The sequence below is a fragment of the Rhizobium pantanalense genome (genome assembly GCF_030182525.1).
In the GTDB taxonomy this organism is placed as follows: Bacteria; Pseudomonadota; Alphaproteobacteria; order Rhizobiales; family Rhizobiaceae; genus Rhizobium.
Window position 1 is genome coordinate 126,100 of the sequence record NZ_JAQJCH010000003.1, and the last position, 15,159, is coordinate 141,258.

Here is a 15,159-nt window from a genome sequence, read left to right on the forward strand (position 1 = left end):
AAATATTTTCGGAAATTCTTTCGGTGCAGCGCGTGCGACGCGCGGGTACGGTCAGCCCATCAGATCAAGGGGGACCGCATGAATTCTCATTTGGCGTTTGCAGCTCGATATCTTTCTCCAAAAGGGCGAGCAGGCGCGAAACGGGACCGTTCATCGGGCCGCCGTTTTCCATCCGCGATACGCTCGAACGATCAACACCGAGATAATCGGCAAGCTGATCCTGCGTCCAAGCCAACCGCACCCTGAGAGTTCGAATGTCTAGCTTAGTCATGCAGCGCAGTGTGCATAATGCACGTTTCCATGTCAAGTCGAAACGCACACCGATTTCGTGCAATTTGCACACCATGGAATTTGACGACAGACCAGAACCCGCAAAAAGGCTTGAGCGTGCGCGGAAGGCCAGAGGCTTTGCAACCGCGAAGGAAGCGGCCGTGTTCTTTAGCTGGAACTACGACACGTATGCTCAACATGAAAACGGCACGCGCGGTCTTTCGCGCGCGGCTGAAACCTATGCCAAAGCGTTTCGTGTCAGCGCCGCATGGCTTTTGACCGGCGAAGGCCGGGGTCCTGGCGCGGAAAACGACGCGCCTGCAGGTTTGCGACGAATAAAAGTGGCGGCTCATATCCAGGCAGGTTATTGGGCGGAAACTTGGGAGTGGGAGGAAGACGCACAATATCCGGTCTACATCCCCGACGATCCCGAGTATCGCCCTTATCGCCTCTATGGCGCCGAGACACGCGGCCCCTCCATGAACAAGCGCTATCCTGAAAAGACGGTCCTCGTCTTCACTGATATTCAGGAAACACAGGAGCAGCCAATTGCCGGCAAGCGATATATCGTTGAGCGTCGGCGGGCGAGCGGAGAAGCCGAGCATACCGTCAAACTTCTGCACGTCGACGAAGAAGGAAAATATTGGCTGCTTCCCGAATCTGACGATCCGCGCTTTCAGGCCGCGATATCCATTGATGATGGAATAGATGACGGCGACACGGTCGTTATCGTTGGCCGGGTATGCTATGCGGTTTCAAAGGAATAGCAAAACGCACATCGGTCCGCGTCGCCATCGTTGATGCGCGTTTTGCACTTTTGTGATTGACACTTCTGTGTGCGTAATGCACATTTGCCTGCATTCTACATTACGAGGATGCAGCGATGATCCGTTTCCAGACAATCGAACCAAAGGCAGCGCCTAAGCTCGCGCCGCAGCCACGCCCAACGCGGACGATCATTGATCGCCTCGCAGACGCGATCTGCGAGATTGCCGGCGAGCAACGCCCAGTGACGACCCAAGCGCTGCTTGATCGCGGCTTTCGCGAGCCGGTGATCAAGCGCTATGCCGATCCGGCCCGCGCACTCGCCCGTCGCCGCTTCAACAAGCACATTTGAGGGCGAGCCATGCAGCGCAACGCCTTCACGCCCTTTATCGATCAGCCACGCCGCCGCTCCGGGGTCGAAGAGATGGCCTCGCTTCTCTGCGAAGCTCACCTTTGGCGCATGCGCCTCGTTGAATTGACGATCGCCAGCCTGGTGTTCTTTGCCCTGGGCTTTGCCATCGCCGCGAGGTGCCTATGACGGCAGCCGCGCGCACTTCGCTCCCCCGCCTCGCCGACAAGCAGGTCTGGTCTTTCAACAATGACGGCACGGTCATGGATCTGGCCGCGCCCGATCAGGCCAGCGTCTGCTTTATCGAGATGGGTAACACCCTCTCGGGCGTCCGCCGCTTCAACGGGCGCGGCATTTCCGATGCGCAGCATCTGGTCATGGGCGCGCAGGCTATCATCAACGAAGGCGGATCGTCGCTTCTTGCGGCGCTCTACATCCTGCACGACGGGCACGAATGGGCGCTTGGCGATATCACGCGCCCGATGGAACAGCTTCTTTCGCTGACGCTTCCATCGCTTGCTGTTCGCGAGGCGATCCGCCGGGCGAAGGAAGGCTGGGATGACGCCATCTATGGCGCTGCCGGCCTGCCGCTGCCGGCCGCATGGACTGCGGCGCAGAAGAAGATGGTGAAAGCGATGGATGATCGCATGTGCGCGGCCGAGGCCGTCGCCATCTTCGGTCCGCGCGCCGCCAACCAGTTTCCAAAATTCGTTGTTCCGAAGACGACCGGCGCCATTCGCCCATGGGGCGCGGCCAAAGCCGAAGAGGAATTCCGAAAGCTGCTCACCCGCCTGATCGGCGAGGAGCGGATCGTCAGCCAGGCGGCGCTTGCCGCCGCAGCAAGGGAGCTTCGATAGCATGTTGAAGGCAATTGCCGATGTATTGGACGAGCGCCGGCGGCAGATCGATGTCGAAGGTTTTACCGCCGATCATGATGATCGATATGAAAACGACGAGCTGGTTCTCGCAGCTGTCTCCTACGCCCTATATACGACCTTTCCAGACGATATTCCGCCTCGCCAATGGCCGTTCCCGCTTGAATGGTGGAAGCCCAAGGACGAGCGGCGTGACCTCGTGCGCGCCGCCGCACTGATCGTTGCCCGCATCGAGCAGATCGACCGCCAGGCGTCTGCCTCTGCAAAGCGGAGTGCATGATGGCCGGGGAGCTCGACGAGGTCACCCTGATCGGCAATCTCGGCGCCGATCCCGAAATCCGCCGCACGCAGGATGGTCGGCCCATCGCGAACCTCAATCTCGCCACGGCAGAGCAGTGGAAAGACAAGAATACCGGCGAGCGCAAAGAGCGCACCGAATGGCACCGCATTGTCATCTTCAACGAGCAGCTTGCCAAGATCGCCGAGCAGTACCTTGAGAAGGGCGCCAAGATCTACATCGAGGGCCAGCTCGCCACGCGCAAATGGCAGGACCAGAGCGGCCAGGACCGATGGAGCACGGAAATCGTGCTGCAGGGCTTCGATGCCAAGCTGATCATGCTGAACAAGAAGGACGGCTCCGGCTATCGCCCTGGCGGCAATGGCGCCGGCGATTTCGGCTATGACAGCGACCGCGCCGCCGGCTCTTCCTCATCCACATCCAACCGATCATCACAGACGAGCGGCGGCAATTTCAGCCGCGACCTCGACGATGACATTCCGTTCTGAGGGTTCGACGATGACATTCATTAAGATGACCTGCGAGGTCAATGTCGACCTCTCTGACATTCCCGGAGACGACCTCGCGAAGGAAGTTCACCTTCGCGATGAAATCATGAGCGATCTCAAAGAGCACTTTCGAGAAGAGATCGAGGAAAGCGTCACACTCGAAAGGTTCACCAACGAGGATATCGTCGACGAATTGAAGCGGCGCAAAGTCGAAGGCGTCGGCCATTCTATCCGTCGCATCTATGAAGCAATCGCCGATGGCCGCACACGCGATGCATTGGATGAAATGCACGCCGCGTTTAACGAAGAGGGGCTTGCCCCCCCGTCGACGCAACTTGCGCTCGCCGAGCTGCTATCGGGGCGGAAAGGATCTCCCAATGTTCGTAACTGAAAAGCCGGCGCTCGCCGAAGCGCTCGCTGTCGTGCGCGATGTCGTCAAGTCCAAGAACAAGTTCCCGATCCTCGACAACGTGCTGATCGAGCGCGACGGCGAGCGGCTGACGGCGCTCTCCAGCAACCTGACGCTGGAGATCCGCACGCGCTTCGCCGTCACGATCGGCGAGGAGTTCATTCCCTTCACCTGCCCTGCCCATATCTTCGCCGATATCGTCCGCAACGCGCCGGAGGATCGGATCGCCGTCAACGCGATCGAGCAGGACGGCGTCATGGCGCAAATCCAGATCAAGTCCGGCCGCTCCCGCCTCAAGCTGCCGGTCCTGCCCGCGTCTGATTTTCCCAAGCTCGACGCGGGCAACCTTTCGCACGAGCTGAGCCTGAACGCATCGACCCTGCAGAAGGCGCTACGCGCCGTCGAATACGCCGCTGAGACCAATCAGGCGAAATTCTATCTCTGCGGCGTCCGCTTCGAGCCCGGCGACGATGGCGTCTCGCTGGTGACCACCAACGGCGTTCGCCTGGAAAAGCGGCTGATACCGGCGACAATGTTCGATCAGGACGATTTCGCCGGCATGAAGGCAGTGACCATTCCGAGCGAATCCGTCGACAAGATAATCAAGCTCCTCGAAGGGGCCGACGAGGCGGTCGTTCAATGGTCGCACGATCGCATGCGCGTGACGGCAGGCGAGACGACACTGACGACGAAGCTGATCGACGGCGAGTATCCCTCTTGGCGCCGCATCGATCCGGCACCGGATAGCCTCATCTCCCGCTTCAGCGGCAAGGCCTTGAGCGATGCTATTCAGCGGCTGCTGACCGTCACGCCCGACGCCGGCAATGGCGTCGCCTTCAGCTTCAAGGAAGACATGCTGGCGCTCCGCTCGCGCGACATCAACGTTGGTGAAGGCGAGGACGAGATCCCCGTCGAGACCAATGGCGAAATTCAGACCGGCTTCCACGGCCGCCACCTGCGCGAGGCCATCGCCCACTACGACGGCGACAACTTCGAAATGCTGATCGGCGTCGGCGCCGCCCCCGCCCTGCTCCGCATCGCCGGACAAGAGAGCGGCTACACGATCCTGATGCCGATGCAGGTCAAAGGCGCCTTAGGCCATGGATGATCCTTGGACCGCCGTCCAGTTTAGCGCTTTCACCTTCGCGGCGCTCGCGATCCTCTTTGTCCTCATGCCCATTGTGGTTAGAAACTGGAGAAGCCGGAAATGAACATCACCCTTGCCGACCTTCGCACGGCCAATCTAGCGAGACAGGAAGAATGGTGCCCAGATCAGAAGCCGGATCTGTCGTTTCGAGGCAATGAGCTTGCCGGCGAGATCGGAGAGACCATCGAGGCTGCGGTTCAGGTACTCATCCTCAGCACTCTTGCCGGTCGAGCCTCGAACCTCATCAAGAAGCTGGAGCGTGAGCGCCACGGCTGGATTGGCTCGCGCGTCACAGCAGCCGACCTCGCAGAAGAACTTGGCGATATCGTCATCTGCTGCGACCTAGTGGCGATCACGGCCGGCATTAGCCTGCAGGAGGCCGTCGTCGCCAAATTCAACGCGACCAGCGAGAAAAATGGGCTGACGGTGCAGCTGTCGCCACAGCCGGTGAGCGTTAAGATGCTGGAGTGGAAGCAGCGAGACGAATACTACCAAAGTGCATTAGACGATTTTCAGGGTCTTTATGTAGCAAGTGAGGCTGGGTGGCGGCATACCAGTTTTGGTTCATGGCATGAGGCAATCGGCCTCGATGAAGCCAAAGCCGCCGCCCAAGCCGATTACGAATCCCGCATCCGCTCCGCCCTCGCAGTCGAGACGGGGCAATGAGACTACTCGTCGAACACATAGATCCCGCTCTCGTTCAAGGCATCCAGAAAGGCCTTTCGTGCCGCGACCGGCTTGGCCTTCCCTTCAAGCGTACCGAGGAGGACCGACTGCGCTCGGGCGAATGCCTTTCCTCGAATGCTGGACGGCCATTCCTGCAGCATGAATTCCGCCGCTCGCTCCGGATTCATGATTACGAGCCGCTGGCCGATTTTGCTTGTCTCGACGATCACCGACTTTCCCCAACCAGACATGTTGATGTCCTCCCGCTCATCAACGTTGCTGATCGGCGGATGTTCCTCGCGGGGAGGCGCCATGAGCCGGCGTGACAGGATCCGCGCCCGCATCATGGAGCGCGTCTATATCGATCCGGTCACCGGCTGCTGGATCTGGAAAGGCGGAACATCCGGATCGAACGGTCGCGGCAAGGACTACCCGCGCATGTCGCTCAACGGTCGCACCGTCGCCGTCCATATCGTCATGTGGACGAACGAGCACGGCTACATCCCAGGCAACCGTGAGCTTGACCACGCCTGCCGCAATCGCCTCTGCGTGCGGCCGGACGATGGCCACCTTGAGATGGTCAGCCATAGCCTCAACATTAAGCGCCAGTGGAAGGCGCGCAAGGAAGCGTCGATGCTCGGCCACAATGGCGGGGCGCCGCTCGTCTGCGAGGAGATCTGAGATGGCACGACGCGCCGCGATACGATCGAGCGATATCAAGACGACAGTTTCGGCACTGAAGGAAGCCGGCCTCACCCCTCTCGCACTCGACACCTTGCCTAACGGTGGTATGCGGTGGCATTTTACAGCTCCGCAGGGAACCGGCGAGGATGACCTCGACCGGGAATTGAGAGAGTTCGAAGAACGACATGGTGCAGGTCGAGCTTAAAGGCATTCATACGGTCAAGGCTAAGGGCCGCGTCTACTATTACGCCTGGCGCGGCGGCCCAGCCCTGCGTGGCGAGCCGGGAACACATGAATTCATGGCCTCTTATAACGAGGCCATCGCAGATCGGCAGGCGCCGGATGAAGGCAAGTTCCGCTCGATCATCACCCACTACAAGACGCATGAGTTTCCCAAGCTGGCCGCATCGACCAGGCGCGTCTGGACGCCCTGGCTTGACAAGATCAGCAAGTATTTCGGTGATCTCCGGATCGCGCAGTTCGACAGGCCGGAGAAGATCCGACCCGTCATTCGCCGCTGGCGCAGTCAGTATGCCGAAACGCCACGCACCGCGGATCTCGGCCTGCAGGTGCTTTCGAGGATCCTGTCGCATGCCGTCGACCCAATGGGAAAGATCGCATCCAATCCCTGCGACGGCATCAAGCACCTCTATTCCAGCACGCGCGCCGAAATCATCTGGACCGATGACGACATCAAGCAGCTGAAAGCTGAAGCGTCTGCAGAAGTCGGCTTCGCCGTCGACCTGGCCGCACATACCGGCCTGCGTGTCGGCGATCTCGTGCGCCTTTCATGGTCGCATATCGGGCCTGACGCCATCGTCATTTCGACCGGCAAGAGCAAACACCGCAAGGAAGCGGTCATTCCTCGCTATGATGCCCTGAACGAGCTGCTCGCCCGCATTCCCAAGCGCTCCCCCGTCATCCTCACCAACAGCCGCAAGAAGCCCTGGACGCAGGACGGCCTCGCCAGCTCCTTCTGGACGGCAAAGGTCGAGGCCAAAATGCAGGAGCGCGATCTCCACTTTCACGACCTACGCGGCACGGCTGCCACCAAGTTCTATATCGCCGGCCTCTCGATCCGCGTGATTGCCGAAATCATGGGATGGGAAGAAGATCAGGTGGAGAAGATAATCAAGCGCTACGTCAGCCGTGGCGCCGCCACGCGCGAAGCCATCCGTCAGCTGAATGAAGCCCGCCAGCGCAAGCAGGACGAATCGAAAAAGAACGAGGGATGAACAGGTTGCTGTAAAACAGCCTGTAAAACCACGGTTTGTTCTCGCTATCGGAACGTCGACTAAGCCATTGAAAAGGTTGCTGGAGCGGGCGAAGGGAATCGAACCCTCGTATTCAGCTTGGGAAGCTGCTGCTCTACCATTGAGCTACACCCGCCTGACCCCCGTGAGATGTCCAACAGTTGGCGGCCTCTGTCAAGGCCGCCCAAGTGTCGATCACAGCCGGAAGTGCTTCGAGAGCTTCAGGCCCTGTGCCTGATAGTTCGAGCCGAGGCCGGAGCCGTAGAGGCTGCTCGGCTGTTCCAGCATATGTTCGTAGATCAGGCGGCCGACGATCTGGCCGTCCTCAAGGATGAAGGGCACCTCATGGCTGCGCACTTCCAGCACCGCGCGGCTGCCGCGACCACCGGCTGGCGCATGGCCGAAGCCCGGGTCGAAGAATCCGGCATAGTGGACGCGGAATTCGCCAACCAGCGGATCGAACGGCGTCATTTCGGCGGCGAAGTGCGGGGGAACATGCACCGCCTCGCGCGAAACGAGGATGTAGAATTCGTCGGGATCGAGGATCAGCTCGGTGCGGCCGCGGCTATAAAGCGGCTCCCAGAAATCGAAAATATCGTGCTGGGCCTTCTTATCGACATCGACAACGGCGGTGTGGTGCTTGCCGCGATAGCCGATCAGTCCTTCCTTGTCGCCGGCAAGGTCGATCGAGAGCGCGATGCCGCCGCCGGTGATGTTCGGCTTCTTACTGGCGACAAGAGTCTCGCTCTCATGCAGCGCCAGCAATTCCGGTTCGGTGAGTAGGGCCTGGCCGACGCGGAAGCGGATCTGCGACAGGCGGGAACCGCGGCGCACGACGATCGGGAAGGTGCGCGGGCTGATTTCGAGATAGAGCGGGCCGGAATAGCCGGCCGGGATCTTGTCGAACTCCTGCGCCCGATCGGTGATGACGCGGGTGAAGATATCGAGACGGCCGGTCGAGCTCTTCGGATTGGCGGAGGCCGACATATCCTCGGGTAGATCCAGCCGCTCCATCAGCGGGACGATATAGACGCAGCCCGTTTCCAGCACCGCGCCTTCGGAGAGATCGACCACATGCAGTTTCAGCCGGTCGAGCTTGTCGGCGACGAGATGTGATGGACCGGGCATGAAGCTGGCGCGGACGCGGAATGCATGCGAGCCAAGCCGCAAGTCAAGGCTTGCCGGCTGGATCTGATCGACATCCAGTTCTCTCTCGCTTGTCAGCCGCCCCGTTTCAAACAGCGCTGCGATGGCGCGATCAGCCAAAATTCCAGTATTGCGAGCCATCATGCTTCTCTCATAATTTGTCGCAGACAAAACCAAACTCGGGGAATTGACGCAAGCCGTCAACGGCAGTATTGCAACTTATCCCGTGGTGATTTGGCCGGTCGGCTTGCAGCCACGTTAAACAAATGGCTAAAAAGACCGGGGTTGAACCGGTCTGCTTTCGCGACCGGTTTTTTTGTTTTGAAAGTGGTGATGGCATGAGCAAGACTTGGCGCCCCGCAACCCAGCTCGTACACAACGGAACGCTCCGTTCGCAATTCGGCGAGACATCCGAAGCAATCTATCTAACCCAGGGCTTCGTCTATGACACCTCGGAAGCCGCGGAAGCCCGCTTCAAGGGCGAGACGGATGGTTTCATCTATGCCCGCTACGGCAGCCCCACCAACGACATGTTCGAAAAGCGCATGTGCGCGCTGGAAGGTGCTGAAGACGCCCGCGCCACCGCCTCCGGCATGGCTGCCGTCTCCGCCGCCATCCTCTGCCAGCTGAAGGCCGGCGATCATATCGTCGCAGCCCGCGCCCTCTTCGGTTCCTGCCGTTGGGTGGTCGAGACGCTGGCTCCGAAATATGGCATCGAATGCACGCTCGTCGATGGCCGCTTCACCGAAAACTGGGAAAAGGCCATCCGCCCGAACACCAAGGTCTTCTTCCTCGAAAGCCCGACCAATCCGACGCTGGAAGTGGTCGACATCGCCGCCGTCGCCAAGCTCGCCAACCAGATCGGCGCCAAGGTCGTGGTCGACAACGTCTTCGCGACGCCGCTCTTCCAGAAGCCTTTGGAACTCGGCGCCCATATCGTCGTCTACTCCGCCACCAAGCATATCGACGGCCAGGGCCGTTCCCTTGGCGGCGTCATCCTTTCGGACAAGCAGTGGATCGACGAGAACCTGCAGGACTATTTCCGCCACACCGGCCCGGCCATGTCACCCTTCACCGCCTGGACGCTGCTGAAGGGCATCGAGACGCTGCCGCTGCGCGTTGCGCAGCAGACGGCGAACGCCTCCAAGGTTGCCGATTTCCTCGCCGAGCAGGGGAACAAGGTCGCCCGCGTGATCTATCCAGGCCGCAAGGACCATCCGCAGTCCGAGATCATCGCCAAGCAGATGAGCGGCGGCTCGACCCTCGTCGCCTTCGAACTGAAGGGCGGCAAGGAAGCAGCCTTCAAGCTGCAAAACGCGCTGGAGATCGTGAAGATTTCCAACAATCTCGGCGACTCGAAGAGCCTGATCACGCATCCGGCCACCACGACGCACAAGAACCTCACCGATGAAGCCCGCGCCGAGCTCGGCATTTCGCCGGGCACCGTGCGCTTCTCCGCCGGCATCGAGGACAGTGCCGATCTGGTCGAGGATTTCGCCCGCGCGCTCGAACAGGTTTCCGCCTGATATCAATCGAGCCGCCTGGAGATTTCCGGGCGGCTTGACTTCTCATTTTACGGGCAATCCAATCAGGCCGTCAGCTGGCGGCCTTGAATTCGACCAGACCGTTGTTCAGGAAGACCGTCTTGTCGAACAATTTGAGATCCAGCGGATTCGGCAGGCGAATATCCGAGAGATCGGGCACTGGTTTCAGCGCCGGATCGTAGGAACGGTCGATCTGCGAGATGAAGACGACGATCACGCCTCTGGCGCGCGCAAACGCCTTCAGCGCCTGAACCTGGATCATCAGCTCCGGTTTTTCCCGCTTCTGATCGAGCAGCTGCAGAAAATCGACGACCGCCAATGTGCCGCGCGGCGCCTCGGCCAGCCTCTCGACGATATAATCGGCGCTGATGGTATCTGAATTGTCGAATTCGAACAGATCGGCAAATTCCGCATAATCGGCGCCGATGACAGGAAAACGGTCCAGGACCACCTTTTCCGTATCCTCTAACGTGAAGAAGACACCGCGATTGCCAGCCTTCATGGCCTCGACGGCAATCCGCAGGCTCATCAGGGTCTTGCCGTGACCGCGCCGCGCGCCAACCAGCACCAGATCGCCTGGGCTCAGACGCGAATACAGCTCGCTGACGGACACGGCTGAGCTCGTTTTACTTGCAAGCAAGCTCCAACCTGCAAAGCCTTCGCCGGCCGCGACGCGATCCAGCGCGGCGTGCAAAGGGATATTCTGCTGGCGAGACAGGAGCTTCGCCTTGCGCTTCAAATGATAAACAGGGGCGGAAAGCCTCATCTAAACCTCCTATTGCGAGCAATGACCGCAACCCCTCCTTATGCCAGGCGCTCAAACAGTCGGTTTGGATATCGACGGCCCCGCATGAAATATACTTTCCCGGATGGAGGGGGGAGGCACGGGCCATGCCAGAATCAAATGATAGCCGAAATCCTCCTGAGAGGGAATCCGGCGCAAGTTCCCTCGGCGGAACATAAAGAAGGGACAGCGGTTTATAGCCGGGAGGTTTTAATAACTGGCGACCAGATGTGATGTCCGATCCCTGAAGTGCACCAGCAATTGCGGCAAGCGTATCCGCACCCCATAAGCTCCATCGGCGGCACTATGGTAGACAAGACTAAATGACGAGCGAAACGAGATACTTTGAGAAGAAAGGACTAACCTTCTTCATTCGGCGTAATAGCTGAATTTCAGAATGATCCGCCTCCTTGAGCGAGATTTCATCACGCCGTTCCTTGACGGAATGGATTGGTTATAGGATACCGCTAGATATCCTGCGCTTTGCGGGAGCAGTGGAAAGCGGATAATATGCCGCAGACGTGAAAATGCTGAGACGACAATGGGGCTTCGAGGAGCCTTCGACGCTTCAGAGCAGTGGCAAGGTATCAGGCATGTATCGCGCCCTAACACGCGACATCGAAGTGGTTGTAGAGCCGTTTTATCTGGAGGAGCAATCCGATCCGGACGATGATCGCTATGTCTGGGGGTATCGCATCGTCATTTCCAACCACTCGAAGCGAGCCGTGAAACTGGTGACGCGATACTGGCACATCACCGACATGAATGGCATGGTGGATGAAGTAACGGGGCCAGGAGTCGTCGGTGAGCAACCGCATCTGAAGCCCGGCGATACCTATGAATATTCCTCCGGCTGCCCGCTGGACACGCCCTCAGGCATGATGTTCGGCCATTACCAGATGGAAACCGACGACGGGGAACTCTTCCATGTCAAGATCCCCGCCTTCTCGCTTGATACGCCGAACCTGCTGCGCACGCTGAACTAGAGCAGTTTCGCTTTTCTTCGAATCGCAAAAATGCTCTATCCCTTTGTTTTTACGCAATTCCAAGGCGGCGTTAAGCCGTCTCTATCTCCGACACTTCGAAGCGATAGGTGGTCGAGCAGAACTCGCAGGTCACGGCGATCTCGCCATTGTCCTGGCTGGCCTCGATCTCCTCGGCCGTGAAACCCTTCAACACACCCTTCAGCTTGTCGCGCGAGCACGAACAACGGTCATAGACGGCCTTCGGTTCATAGACGCGTACGCCGCGCTCGTGGAAGAGGCGATAGAGAAGCCGCTCGGTGCCGACCTGCGGGTCCGTCAGCTCGTCGGCGTCAATGGTCTCCACCAGGCTGCGTGCTTCCGCCCAGGCATCGTCCTCCACGTGATCGCGCAGGCCGGTATCGCCATCGCCGCCATGCAGGTCCGGCTGGCGCATGCGCTCAGGCGCTTCCGGCAGGAACTGCGCGATCAGGCCGCCGGCCCGCCAGCGGTGACGCGGCTTGCCATTCTCATCACGGTCGAAAAGTTCTGCCGCGCCCAGACGCACGCGCGTCGGGATCTGTTCCGACTGGCGGAAATAGGTACCGGCAATCTCCTCGAGCGAGGCGCCATCAAGCGCGACAATGCCCTGATAGGGCTGGCTGAAACGGCCCTGATCGATGGTAAAGGCGAGGACGCCCTTGCCGAGCAGCTGTTCCGGCTCGGTCCGGCCTTCGGCGACTGCCTTTGCCAGCGCTTCTTCGTCGAAACGGGCATAGGCGCGAACATTTTCCGGCGTCGTGAAATCGGCAACCAGAAGGTCGACGGGACCGTCGCCCTTGGTCTGCACGGTGAATTTGCCTTCGAATTTCAGCGACGTGCCGAGCAGGACGGTCAAGACGATGGCCTCGGCCAGAAGGCGTGCAACCGGCGTCGGATAGTCATGCCGGGCAAGGATCGCGTCCAGCAGCGGACCGAGCTGTACGGCACGGCCGCGCACGTCCAAACCTTCCACCTGGAAGGGAACGACATGATCGTCACCGGCGAAATCAAACTGACCCAGCGTTGCGGCATTTTCGGCCATTGCTTTACTCCTGGAGCATGACGCCGAAAAGTGAGAGCGGTTTTCGGGCGCCGTCATGCTCTATTTCTTTAATTCTAGACCGGATTCAGGCCTTAGGTCGCTTCGACCTAAGGCCATCCGGCTCTAGGGTCCGCGTCCTTGAGACGCGGTTTAATATCTTCAAATCGCGCCCAGGCACCAAGCAAGAATCGACTTTTGCGCATGAAGGCGGTTTTCCGCCTCATCGAAGACAACGGATTGCGGGCCATCGATCACCTCGTCCGTCACTTCCTCCCCGCGATGGGCGGGCAGGCAATGCATGAACAAAGCGTCTTTGCCGGCCTGTGCCATCAAAGCCTTGTTGACCTGATAGGGCTGGAAGACGTTGTGACCGCGAGCCCGGTGTTCCTGATTCATGGAAACCCAGGTATCGGTTACCACGCAATCGGCGCCGGCGACCGCACGGTCTGCATCATGCGAGAGCATGATTTCGGCGCCCTCGTTGCGGGCCCAGTTCAGATAGTGATCCTTCGGCTCAGAACCAAGGGGTACCGCCATATTCATGCGATAGCCGAAGCGCGCGGCCCCTTCGATTAGCGAATGCAGCACGTTGTTACCGTCGCCCGTCCACGCGAGCGTCTTGCCCTTGATTGGGCCGCGATGCTCCTCGAAGGTCATGATATCCGCCATAATCTGGCAAGGATGCGTATCGTCGGTCAGCGCATTGATGACTGGAACGGTCGCATGTTCGGCCAGCTCCAGCAGGCGCGAATGATCGGTCGTGCGGATCATGATCGCATCGACATAGCGCGACAGCACCTTGGCCGTATCGCCGATGGTCTCGGCGCGGCCAAGCTGCATCTCGGTGCCCGAGAGGAACAGCGTCTCGCCGCCCAGCTGGCGCATACCGACATCGAAGGAGACGCGGGTTCGGGTGGACGGCTTCTCGAAGATCATCGCCAGCATCTTGCCGGTCAGCGGCTTGTCGGCCGTGCCGGCCTTCTGCGCGCTTTTTCGCACGATCGCGTCGTCGATGATATTGCGCAGATCGGCAGCCGGAACGGCAGAGAGGTCGAGAAAGTGTTTCGGAGAAGCCATGTCCTTACCTGTACTTCAGAAAAAACAATAACGCCCGCGAGGGGCAGGAACGCCCCCAAATGCGGGCGATAAGCTTAAGCCGATTTTTTGACGCGGGCAGCGCGCGCACGCTCGGCAGCACGCTCCAGGCGAGCGAGACCTTCGCGCGCTTCTTCGGCCGTGACGACCAGCGGCGGCAGCAGGCGGATGACGTTATCGCCAGCCGGCACGCCAAGCAAATGCTCGGCGCGGATCGCCTGCAGCAGCTCCGCCTGCGGGATGGCCGCCTTGACACCAAGCATCAGGCCTTCGCCGCGAACGTCCTCGATGATATCCGGGAAGCGATCCTTGAGCGAGGCGAGCCCCTGGCGGAACACCAGCGCTACATCGCGCACATGCTGCAGGAAGCCTTCGGCAAGCACGATGTCGAGAACGGCGTTGCCGACTGCCATGGCAAGCGGATTGCCGCCATAAGTCGAACCGTGTGTGCCGGCTTTCATACCGGAAGCGGCTTCCGCCGTCGCAAGGCACGCACCGAGCGGGAAGCCACCGCCGATGCCCTTGGCGACCGCCATGATATCGGGCTTGATGCCGGCCCATTCGTAGGCAAAGAGCTTGCCCGTGCGGCCGACGCCACACTGTACTTCGTCGAGGATCAGCAGCAGGCCGTGCTCATCGCAGATCTCACGCAGCCCGCGCAGAAACTCGTTGGTCGCGGGACGAATGCCGCCCTCGCCCTGGACCGGCTCGATCAGGATCGCAGCCGTCGCATCCGTGATGGCGGCACGCACGGCATCGAGATCACCGAACTCCACCTGATCGAAACCCGGTGCCTTAGGCCCGAAGCCCTCGATATACTTCTCCTGGCCACCTGCGGCGATGGTCGCGATGGTGCGGCCGTGGAAGGCGCCCTCGAAGGTGATGATATGGAACTTCTCGGGATGCCCCTTGGCGAATTGATAGCGCCGCGCCGTCTTGATGGCGCATTCCAGCGCCTCGGCGCCTGAATTGGTGAAGAACACCTTGTCGGCGAAGGTCGCTTCCGTCAGCCGCTTCGACAGCTTCTCCTGACCAGGCACCTCATAAAGGTTGGACAGATGCCAGACCTTGTCGGCCTGGGCCTTCAATTCGGCGACGAGATGGGGATGAGCGTGACCGAGCGAGTTGACCGCGACGCCGGCTGCGAAATCGAGGTAGCGCTCGCCATTTTCGGTGACCAGCCACACGCCCTCGCCTCGCTCGAACCGTAACGGAGCGCGCATATAGGTGTCATAAAGCGGCGTGGTCTCGGCCATGGCCATATCTCCTCGATCACAACTTTAAGGACCGATCGCTTCCATTTGATGAAACGGGTCCGAAAAAATCAAAAATGCCGCCTT

21 protein-coding genes, 1 tRNA gene and 1 riboswitch are annotated in these 15,159 nt (G+C 59.9%); of the genes, 14 read left to right on the top strand and 8 right to left on the bottom strand.

The genetic code is table 11. From position 1 onward, the window contains the following. Positions 1-64: 64 nt before the first annotated feature. Positions 65-346 carry a helix-turn-helix domain-containing protein gene (locus PH558_RS34225; protein ID WP_350223804.1) on the bottom strand — a complete coding sequence of 94 codons (282 nt, stop codon included), beginning with the start codon at positions 344-346 and terminating at the stop codon, positions 65-67. On the opposite strand from PH558_RS34225, the gene PH558_RS09960 reads away from it, so the two are divergent. The 9 genes from PH558_RS09960 (at position 255) to PH558_RS10000 (ending at position 5,267) form a co-directional block, all read left to right on the top strand. Beyond that, the gene (locus PH558_RS09960) at positions 255-1,037 is read left to right on the top strand and encodes a S24 family peptidase (RefSeq protein WP_285203965.1); all 783 of its coding nucleotides are present in this window, start codon (positions 255-257) and stop codon (positions 1,035-1,037) included. The two genes, PH558_RS34225 and PH558_RS09960, sit on opposite strands and share 92 nt — an antisense overlap. 116 nt (positions 1,038-1,153) lie before the next feature. Continuing rightward, a complete protein-coding gene (locus PH558_RS09965; RefSeq protein WP_285203966.1) occupies positions 1,154-1,387 on the top strand; it encodes a hypothetical protein in 234 nt (77 codons plus the stop codon). Positions 1,388-1,396: 9 nt separating this feature from the next. After that, positions 1,397-1,573 (top strand): hypothetical protein, encoded by a 177-nt coding sequence (locus PH558_RS09970; protein ID WP_285203967.1) that lies wholly within the window; start codon positions 1,397-1,399, stop codon positions 1,571-1,573. Next, positions 1,570-2,241: a hypothetical protein gene (locus PH558_RS09975; RefSeq protein ID WP_285203968.1), complete on the top strand. Its 672-nt coding sequence runs from the start codon at positions 1,570-1,572 to the stop codon at positions 2,239-2,241. Before PH558_RS09970 ends, PH558_RS09975 begins: the two co-directional genes overlap by 4 nt. A gap of 1 nt (position 2,242) precedes the next feature. Further along, a complete protein-coding gene (locus PH558_RS09980) occupies positions 2,243-2,539 on the top strand; it encodes a hypothetical protein (protein ID WP_285203969.1) in 297 nt (98 codons plus the stop codon). After that, on the top strand, positions 2,539-3,045 hold the full coding sequence (gene ssb / locus PH558_RS09985; RefSeq protein ID WP_285203970.1) for a single-stranded DNA-binding protein: 507 nt from the start codon (positions 2,539-2,541) through the stop codon (positions 3,043-3,045). The genes PH558_RS09980 and ssb overlap by 1 nt, the downstream gene beginning before the upstream one ends. A 10-nt stretch (positions 3,046-3,055) precedes the next feature. After that, the gene (locus tag PH558_RS09990; protein WP_285203971.1) at positions 3,056-3,436 is read left to right on the top strand and encodes a hypothetical protein; all 381 of its coding nucleotides are present in this window, start codon (positions 3,056-3,058) and stop codon (positions 3,434-3,436) included. Beyond that, positions 3,423-4,562 (top strand): DNA polymerase III subunit beta, encoded by a 1,140-nt coding sequence (gene dnaN / locus PH558_RS09995; RefSeq protein WP_285203972.1) that lies wholly within the window; start codon positions 3,423-3,425, stop codon positions 4,560-4,562. The genes PH558_RS09990 and dnaN overlap by 14 nt, the downstream gene beginning before the upstream one ends. Positions 4,563-4,661: 99 nt before the next feature. Next, complete coding sequence (locus tag PH558_RS10000) at positions 4,662-5,267, top strand: MazG-like family protein (RefSeq protein ID WP_285203973.1); 606 nt, start codon at positions 4,662-4,664, stop codon at positions 5,265-5,267. A 2-nt stretch (positions 5,268-5,269) separates the two neighbouring features. Here PH558_RS10000 and PH558_RS10005 read toward each other — a convergent pair whose 3' ends face one another. Then, positions 5,270-5,581 (bottom strand): DUF982 domain-containing protein, encoded by a 312-nt coding sequence (locus PH558_RS10005; protein ID WP_285203976.1) that lies wholly within the window; start codon positions 5,579-5,581, stop codon positions 5,270-5,272. Here PH558_RS10005 and PH558_RS10010 point away from each other — a divergent pair. Genes PH558_RS10010 through PH558_RS10020 form a run of 3 tightly spaced genes read left to right on the top strand, consistent with a single transcriptional unit; the run spans position 5,580 to position 7,186 of the window. Continuing rightward, complete coding sequence (locus tag PH558_RS10010; RefSeq protein WP_285203977.1) at positions 5,580-5,948, top strand: HNH endonuclease signature motif containing protein; 369 nt, start codon at positions 5,580-5,582, stop codon at positions 5,946-5,948. The two genes, PH558_RS10005 and PH558_RS10010, sit on opposite strands and share 2 nt — an antisense overlap. A gap of 1 nt (position 5,949) precedes the next feature. After that, a complete protein-coding gene (locus PH558_RS10015) occupies positions 5,950-6,156 on the top strand; it encodes a hypothetical protein (protein ID WP_285203978.1) in 207 nt (68 codons plus the stop codon). Continuing rightward, positions 6,137-7,186, top strand: a complete 1,050-nt coding sequence (locus tag PH558_RS10020; RefSeq protein ID WP_285203980.1) for a tyrosine-type recombinase/integrase — start codon at positions 6,137-6,139, stop codon at positions 7,184-7,186. Before PH558_RS10015 ends, PH558_RS10020 begins: the two co-directional genes overlap by 20 nt. Before the next feature lie 80 nt (positions 7,187-7,266). Here PH558_RS10020 and PH558_RS10025 read toward each other — a convergent pair. Further along, a tRNA-Gly gene (locus PH558_RS10025) sits at positions 7,267-7,340 on the bottom strand. A 59-nt stretch (positions 7,341-7,399) separates the two neighbouring features. Then, positions 7,400-8,494: a 2'-deoxycytidine 5'-triphosphate deaminase gene (locus PH558_RS10030; RefSeq protein ID WP_069611245.1), complete on the bottom strand. Its 1,095-nt coding sequence runs from the start codon at positions 8,492-8,494 to the stop codon at positions 7,400-7,402. A gap of 72 nt (positions 8,495-8,566) precedes the next feature. Further along, a riboswitch (SAM riboswitch) is annotated at positions 8,567-8,645 on the top strand. A 43-nt stretch (positions 8,646-8,688) separates the two neighbouring features. Between PH558_RS10030 and PH558_RS10035 the strand changes: the two genes are divergently transcribed. Beyond that, the gene (locus tag PH558_RS10035; RefSeq protein WP_285203981.1) at positions 8,689-9,876 is read left to right on the top strand and encodes an O-succinylhomoserine sulfhydrylase; all 1,188 of its coding nucleotides are present in this window, start codon (positions 8,689-8,691) and stop codon (positions 9,874-9,876) included. Positions 9,877-9,946: 70 nt separating this feature from the next. Here PH558_RS10035 and PH558_RS10040 read toward each other — a convergent pair whose 3' ends face one another. Next, positions 9,947-10,660, bottom strand: coding sequence for a DNA helicase (locus PH558_RS10040; RefSeq protein ID WP_095433885.1), 714 nt, complete (start codon positions 10,658-10,660; stop codon positions 9,947-9,949). Positions 10,661-11,271: 611 nt separating this feature from the next. On the opposite strand from PH558_RS10040, the gene apaG reads away from it, so the two are divergent. Further along, complete coding sequence (apaG, locus tag PH558_RS10045) at positions 11,272-11,664, top strand: Co2+/Mg2+ efflux protein ApaG (protein WP_095433884.1); 393 nt, start codon at positions 11,272-11,274, stop codon at positions 11,662-11,664. A 70-nt stretch (positions 11,665-11,734) separates the two neighbouring features. On the opposite strand, the gene PH558_RS10050 is transcribed toward apaG, so the two are convergent. The 3 genes from PH558_RS10050 to PH558_RS10060 all read right to left on the bottom strand — a co-directional run bounded on the left by PH558_RS10050 (position 11,735) and on the right by PH558_RS10060 (position 15,075). Then, a complete protein-coding gene (locus PH558_RS10050) occupies positions 11,735-12,724 on the bottom strand; it encodes an Hsp33 family molecular chaperone (RefSeq protein ID WP_113406730.1) in 990 nt (329 codons plus the stop codon). Positions 12,725-12,883: 159 nt separating this feature from the next. Further along, positions 12,884-13,801 carry an ornithine carbamoyltransferase gene (argF, locus tag PH558_RS10055; protein WP_113406731.1) on the bottom strand — a complete coding sequence of 306 codons (918 nt, stop codon included), beginning with the start codon at positions 13,799-13,801 and terminating at the stop codon, positions 12,884-12,886. Between the two features lie 74 nt (positions 13,802-13,875). Beyond that, positions 13,876-15,075: an aspartate aminotransferase family protein gene (locus PH558_RS10060; RefSeq protein WP_113406732.1), complete on the bottom strand. Its 1,200-nt coding sequence runs from the start codon at positions 15,073-15,075 to the stop codon at positions 13,876-13,878. Between the last annotated feature and the right edge of the window lie 84 nt (positions 15,076-15,159).

Excerpts from the sequence above, each read along its gene's own strand:
- dnaN (WP_285203972.1), top strand. The coding sequence starts at position 3,423 with ATGTTCGTAACTGAAAAGCCGGCGCTCGCCGAAGCGCTCGCTGTCGTG.
- argF (WP_113406731.1), bottom strand. The coding sequence starts at position 13,801 with ATGGCTTCTCCGAAACACTTTCTCGACCTCTCTGCCGTTCCGGCTGCC.
- PH558_RS34225 (WP_350223804.1), bottom strand. The coding sequence starts at position 346 with ATGGTGTGCAAATTGCACGAAATCGGTGTGCGTTTCGACTTGACATGG.
- apaG (WP_095433884.1), top strand. The coding sequence starts at position 11,272 with ATGTATCGCGCCCTAACACGCGACATCGAAGTGGTTGTAGAGCCGTTT.
- PH558_RS10020 (WP_285203980.1), top strand. The coding sequence starts at position 6,137 with ATGGTGCAGGTCGAGCTTAAAGGCATTCATACGGTCAAGGCTAAGGGC.
- PH558_RS10030 (WP_069611245.1), bottom strand. The coding sequence starts at position 8,494 with ATGATGGCTCGCAATACTGGAATTTTGGCTGATCGCGCCATCGCAGCG.
- ssb (WP_285203970.1), top strand. The coding sequence starts at position 2,539 with ATGGCCGGGGAGCTCGACGAGGTCACCCTGATCGGCAATCTCGGCGCC.
- PH558_RS09990 (WP_285203971.1), top strand. The coding sequence starts at position 3,056 with ATGACATTCATTAAGATGACCTGCGAGGTCAATGTCGACCTCTCTGAC.
- PH558_RS09965 (WP_285203966.1), top strand. The coding sequence starts at position 1,154 with ATGATCCGTTTCCAGACAATCGAACCAAAGGCAGCGCCTAAGCTCGCG.
- PH558_RS10005 (WP_285203976.1), bottom strand. The coding sequence starts at position 5,581 with ATGGCGCCTCCCCGCGAGGAACATCCGCCGATCAGCAACGTTGATGAG.
- PH558_RS10035 (WP_285203981.1), top strand. The coding sequence starts at position 8,689 with ATGAGCAAGACTTGGCGCCCCGCAACCCAGCTCGTACACAACGGAACG.
- PH558_RS09975 (WP_285203968.1), top strand. The coding sequence starts at position 1,570 with ATGACGGCAGCCGCGCGCACTTCGCTCCCCCGCCTCGCCGACAAGCAG.
- PH558_RS09980 (WP_285203969.1), top strand. The coding sequence starts at position 2,243 with ATGTTGAAGGCAATTGCCGATGTATTGGACGAGCGCCGGCGGCAGATC.
- PH558_RS10010 (WP_285203977.1), top strand. The coding sequence starts at position 5,580 with ATGAGCCGGCGTGACAGGATCCGCGCCCGCATCATGGAGCGCGTCTAT.
- PH558_RS10000 (WP_285203973.1), top strand. The coding sequence starts at position 4,662 with ATGAACATCACCCTTGCCGACCTTCGCACGGCCAATCTAGCGAGACAG.
- PH558_RS09960 (WP_285203965.1), top strand. The coding sequence starts at position 255 with ATGTCTAGCTTAGTCATGCAGCGCAGTGTGCATAATGCACGTTTCCAT.
- PH558_RS10050 (WP_113406730.1), bottom strand. The coding sequence starts at position 12,724 with ATGGCCGAAAATGCCGCAACGCTGGGTCAGTTTGATTTCGCCGGTGAC.
- PH558_RS10060 (WP_113406732.1), bottom strand. The coding sequence starts at position 15,075 with ATGGCCGAGACCACGCCGCTTTATGACACCTATATGCGCGCTCCGTTA.
- PH558_RS10015 (WP_285203978.1), top strand. The coding sequence starts at position 5,950 with ATGGCACGACGCGCCGCGATACGATCGAGCGATATCAAGACGACAGTT.
- PH558_RS09970 (WP_285203967.1), top strand. The coding sequence starts at position 1,397 with ATGCAGCGCAACGCCTTCACGCCCTTTATCGATCAGCCACGCCGCCGC.
- PH558_RS10040 (WP_095433885.1), bottom strand. The coding sequence starts at position 10,660 with ATGAGGCTTTCCGCCCCTGTTTATCATTTGAAGCGCAAGGCGAAGCTC.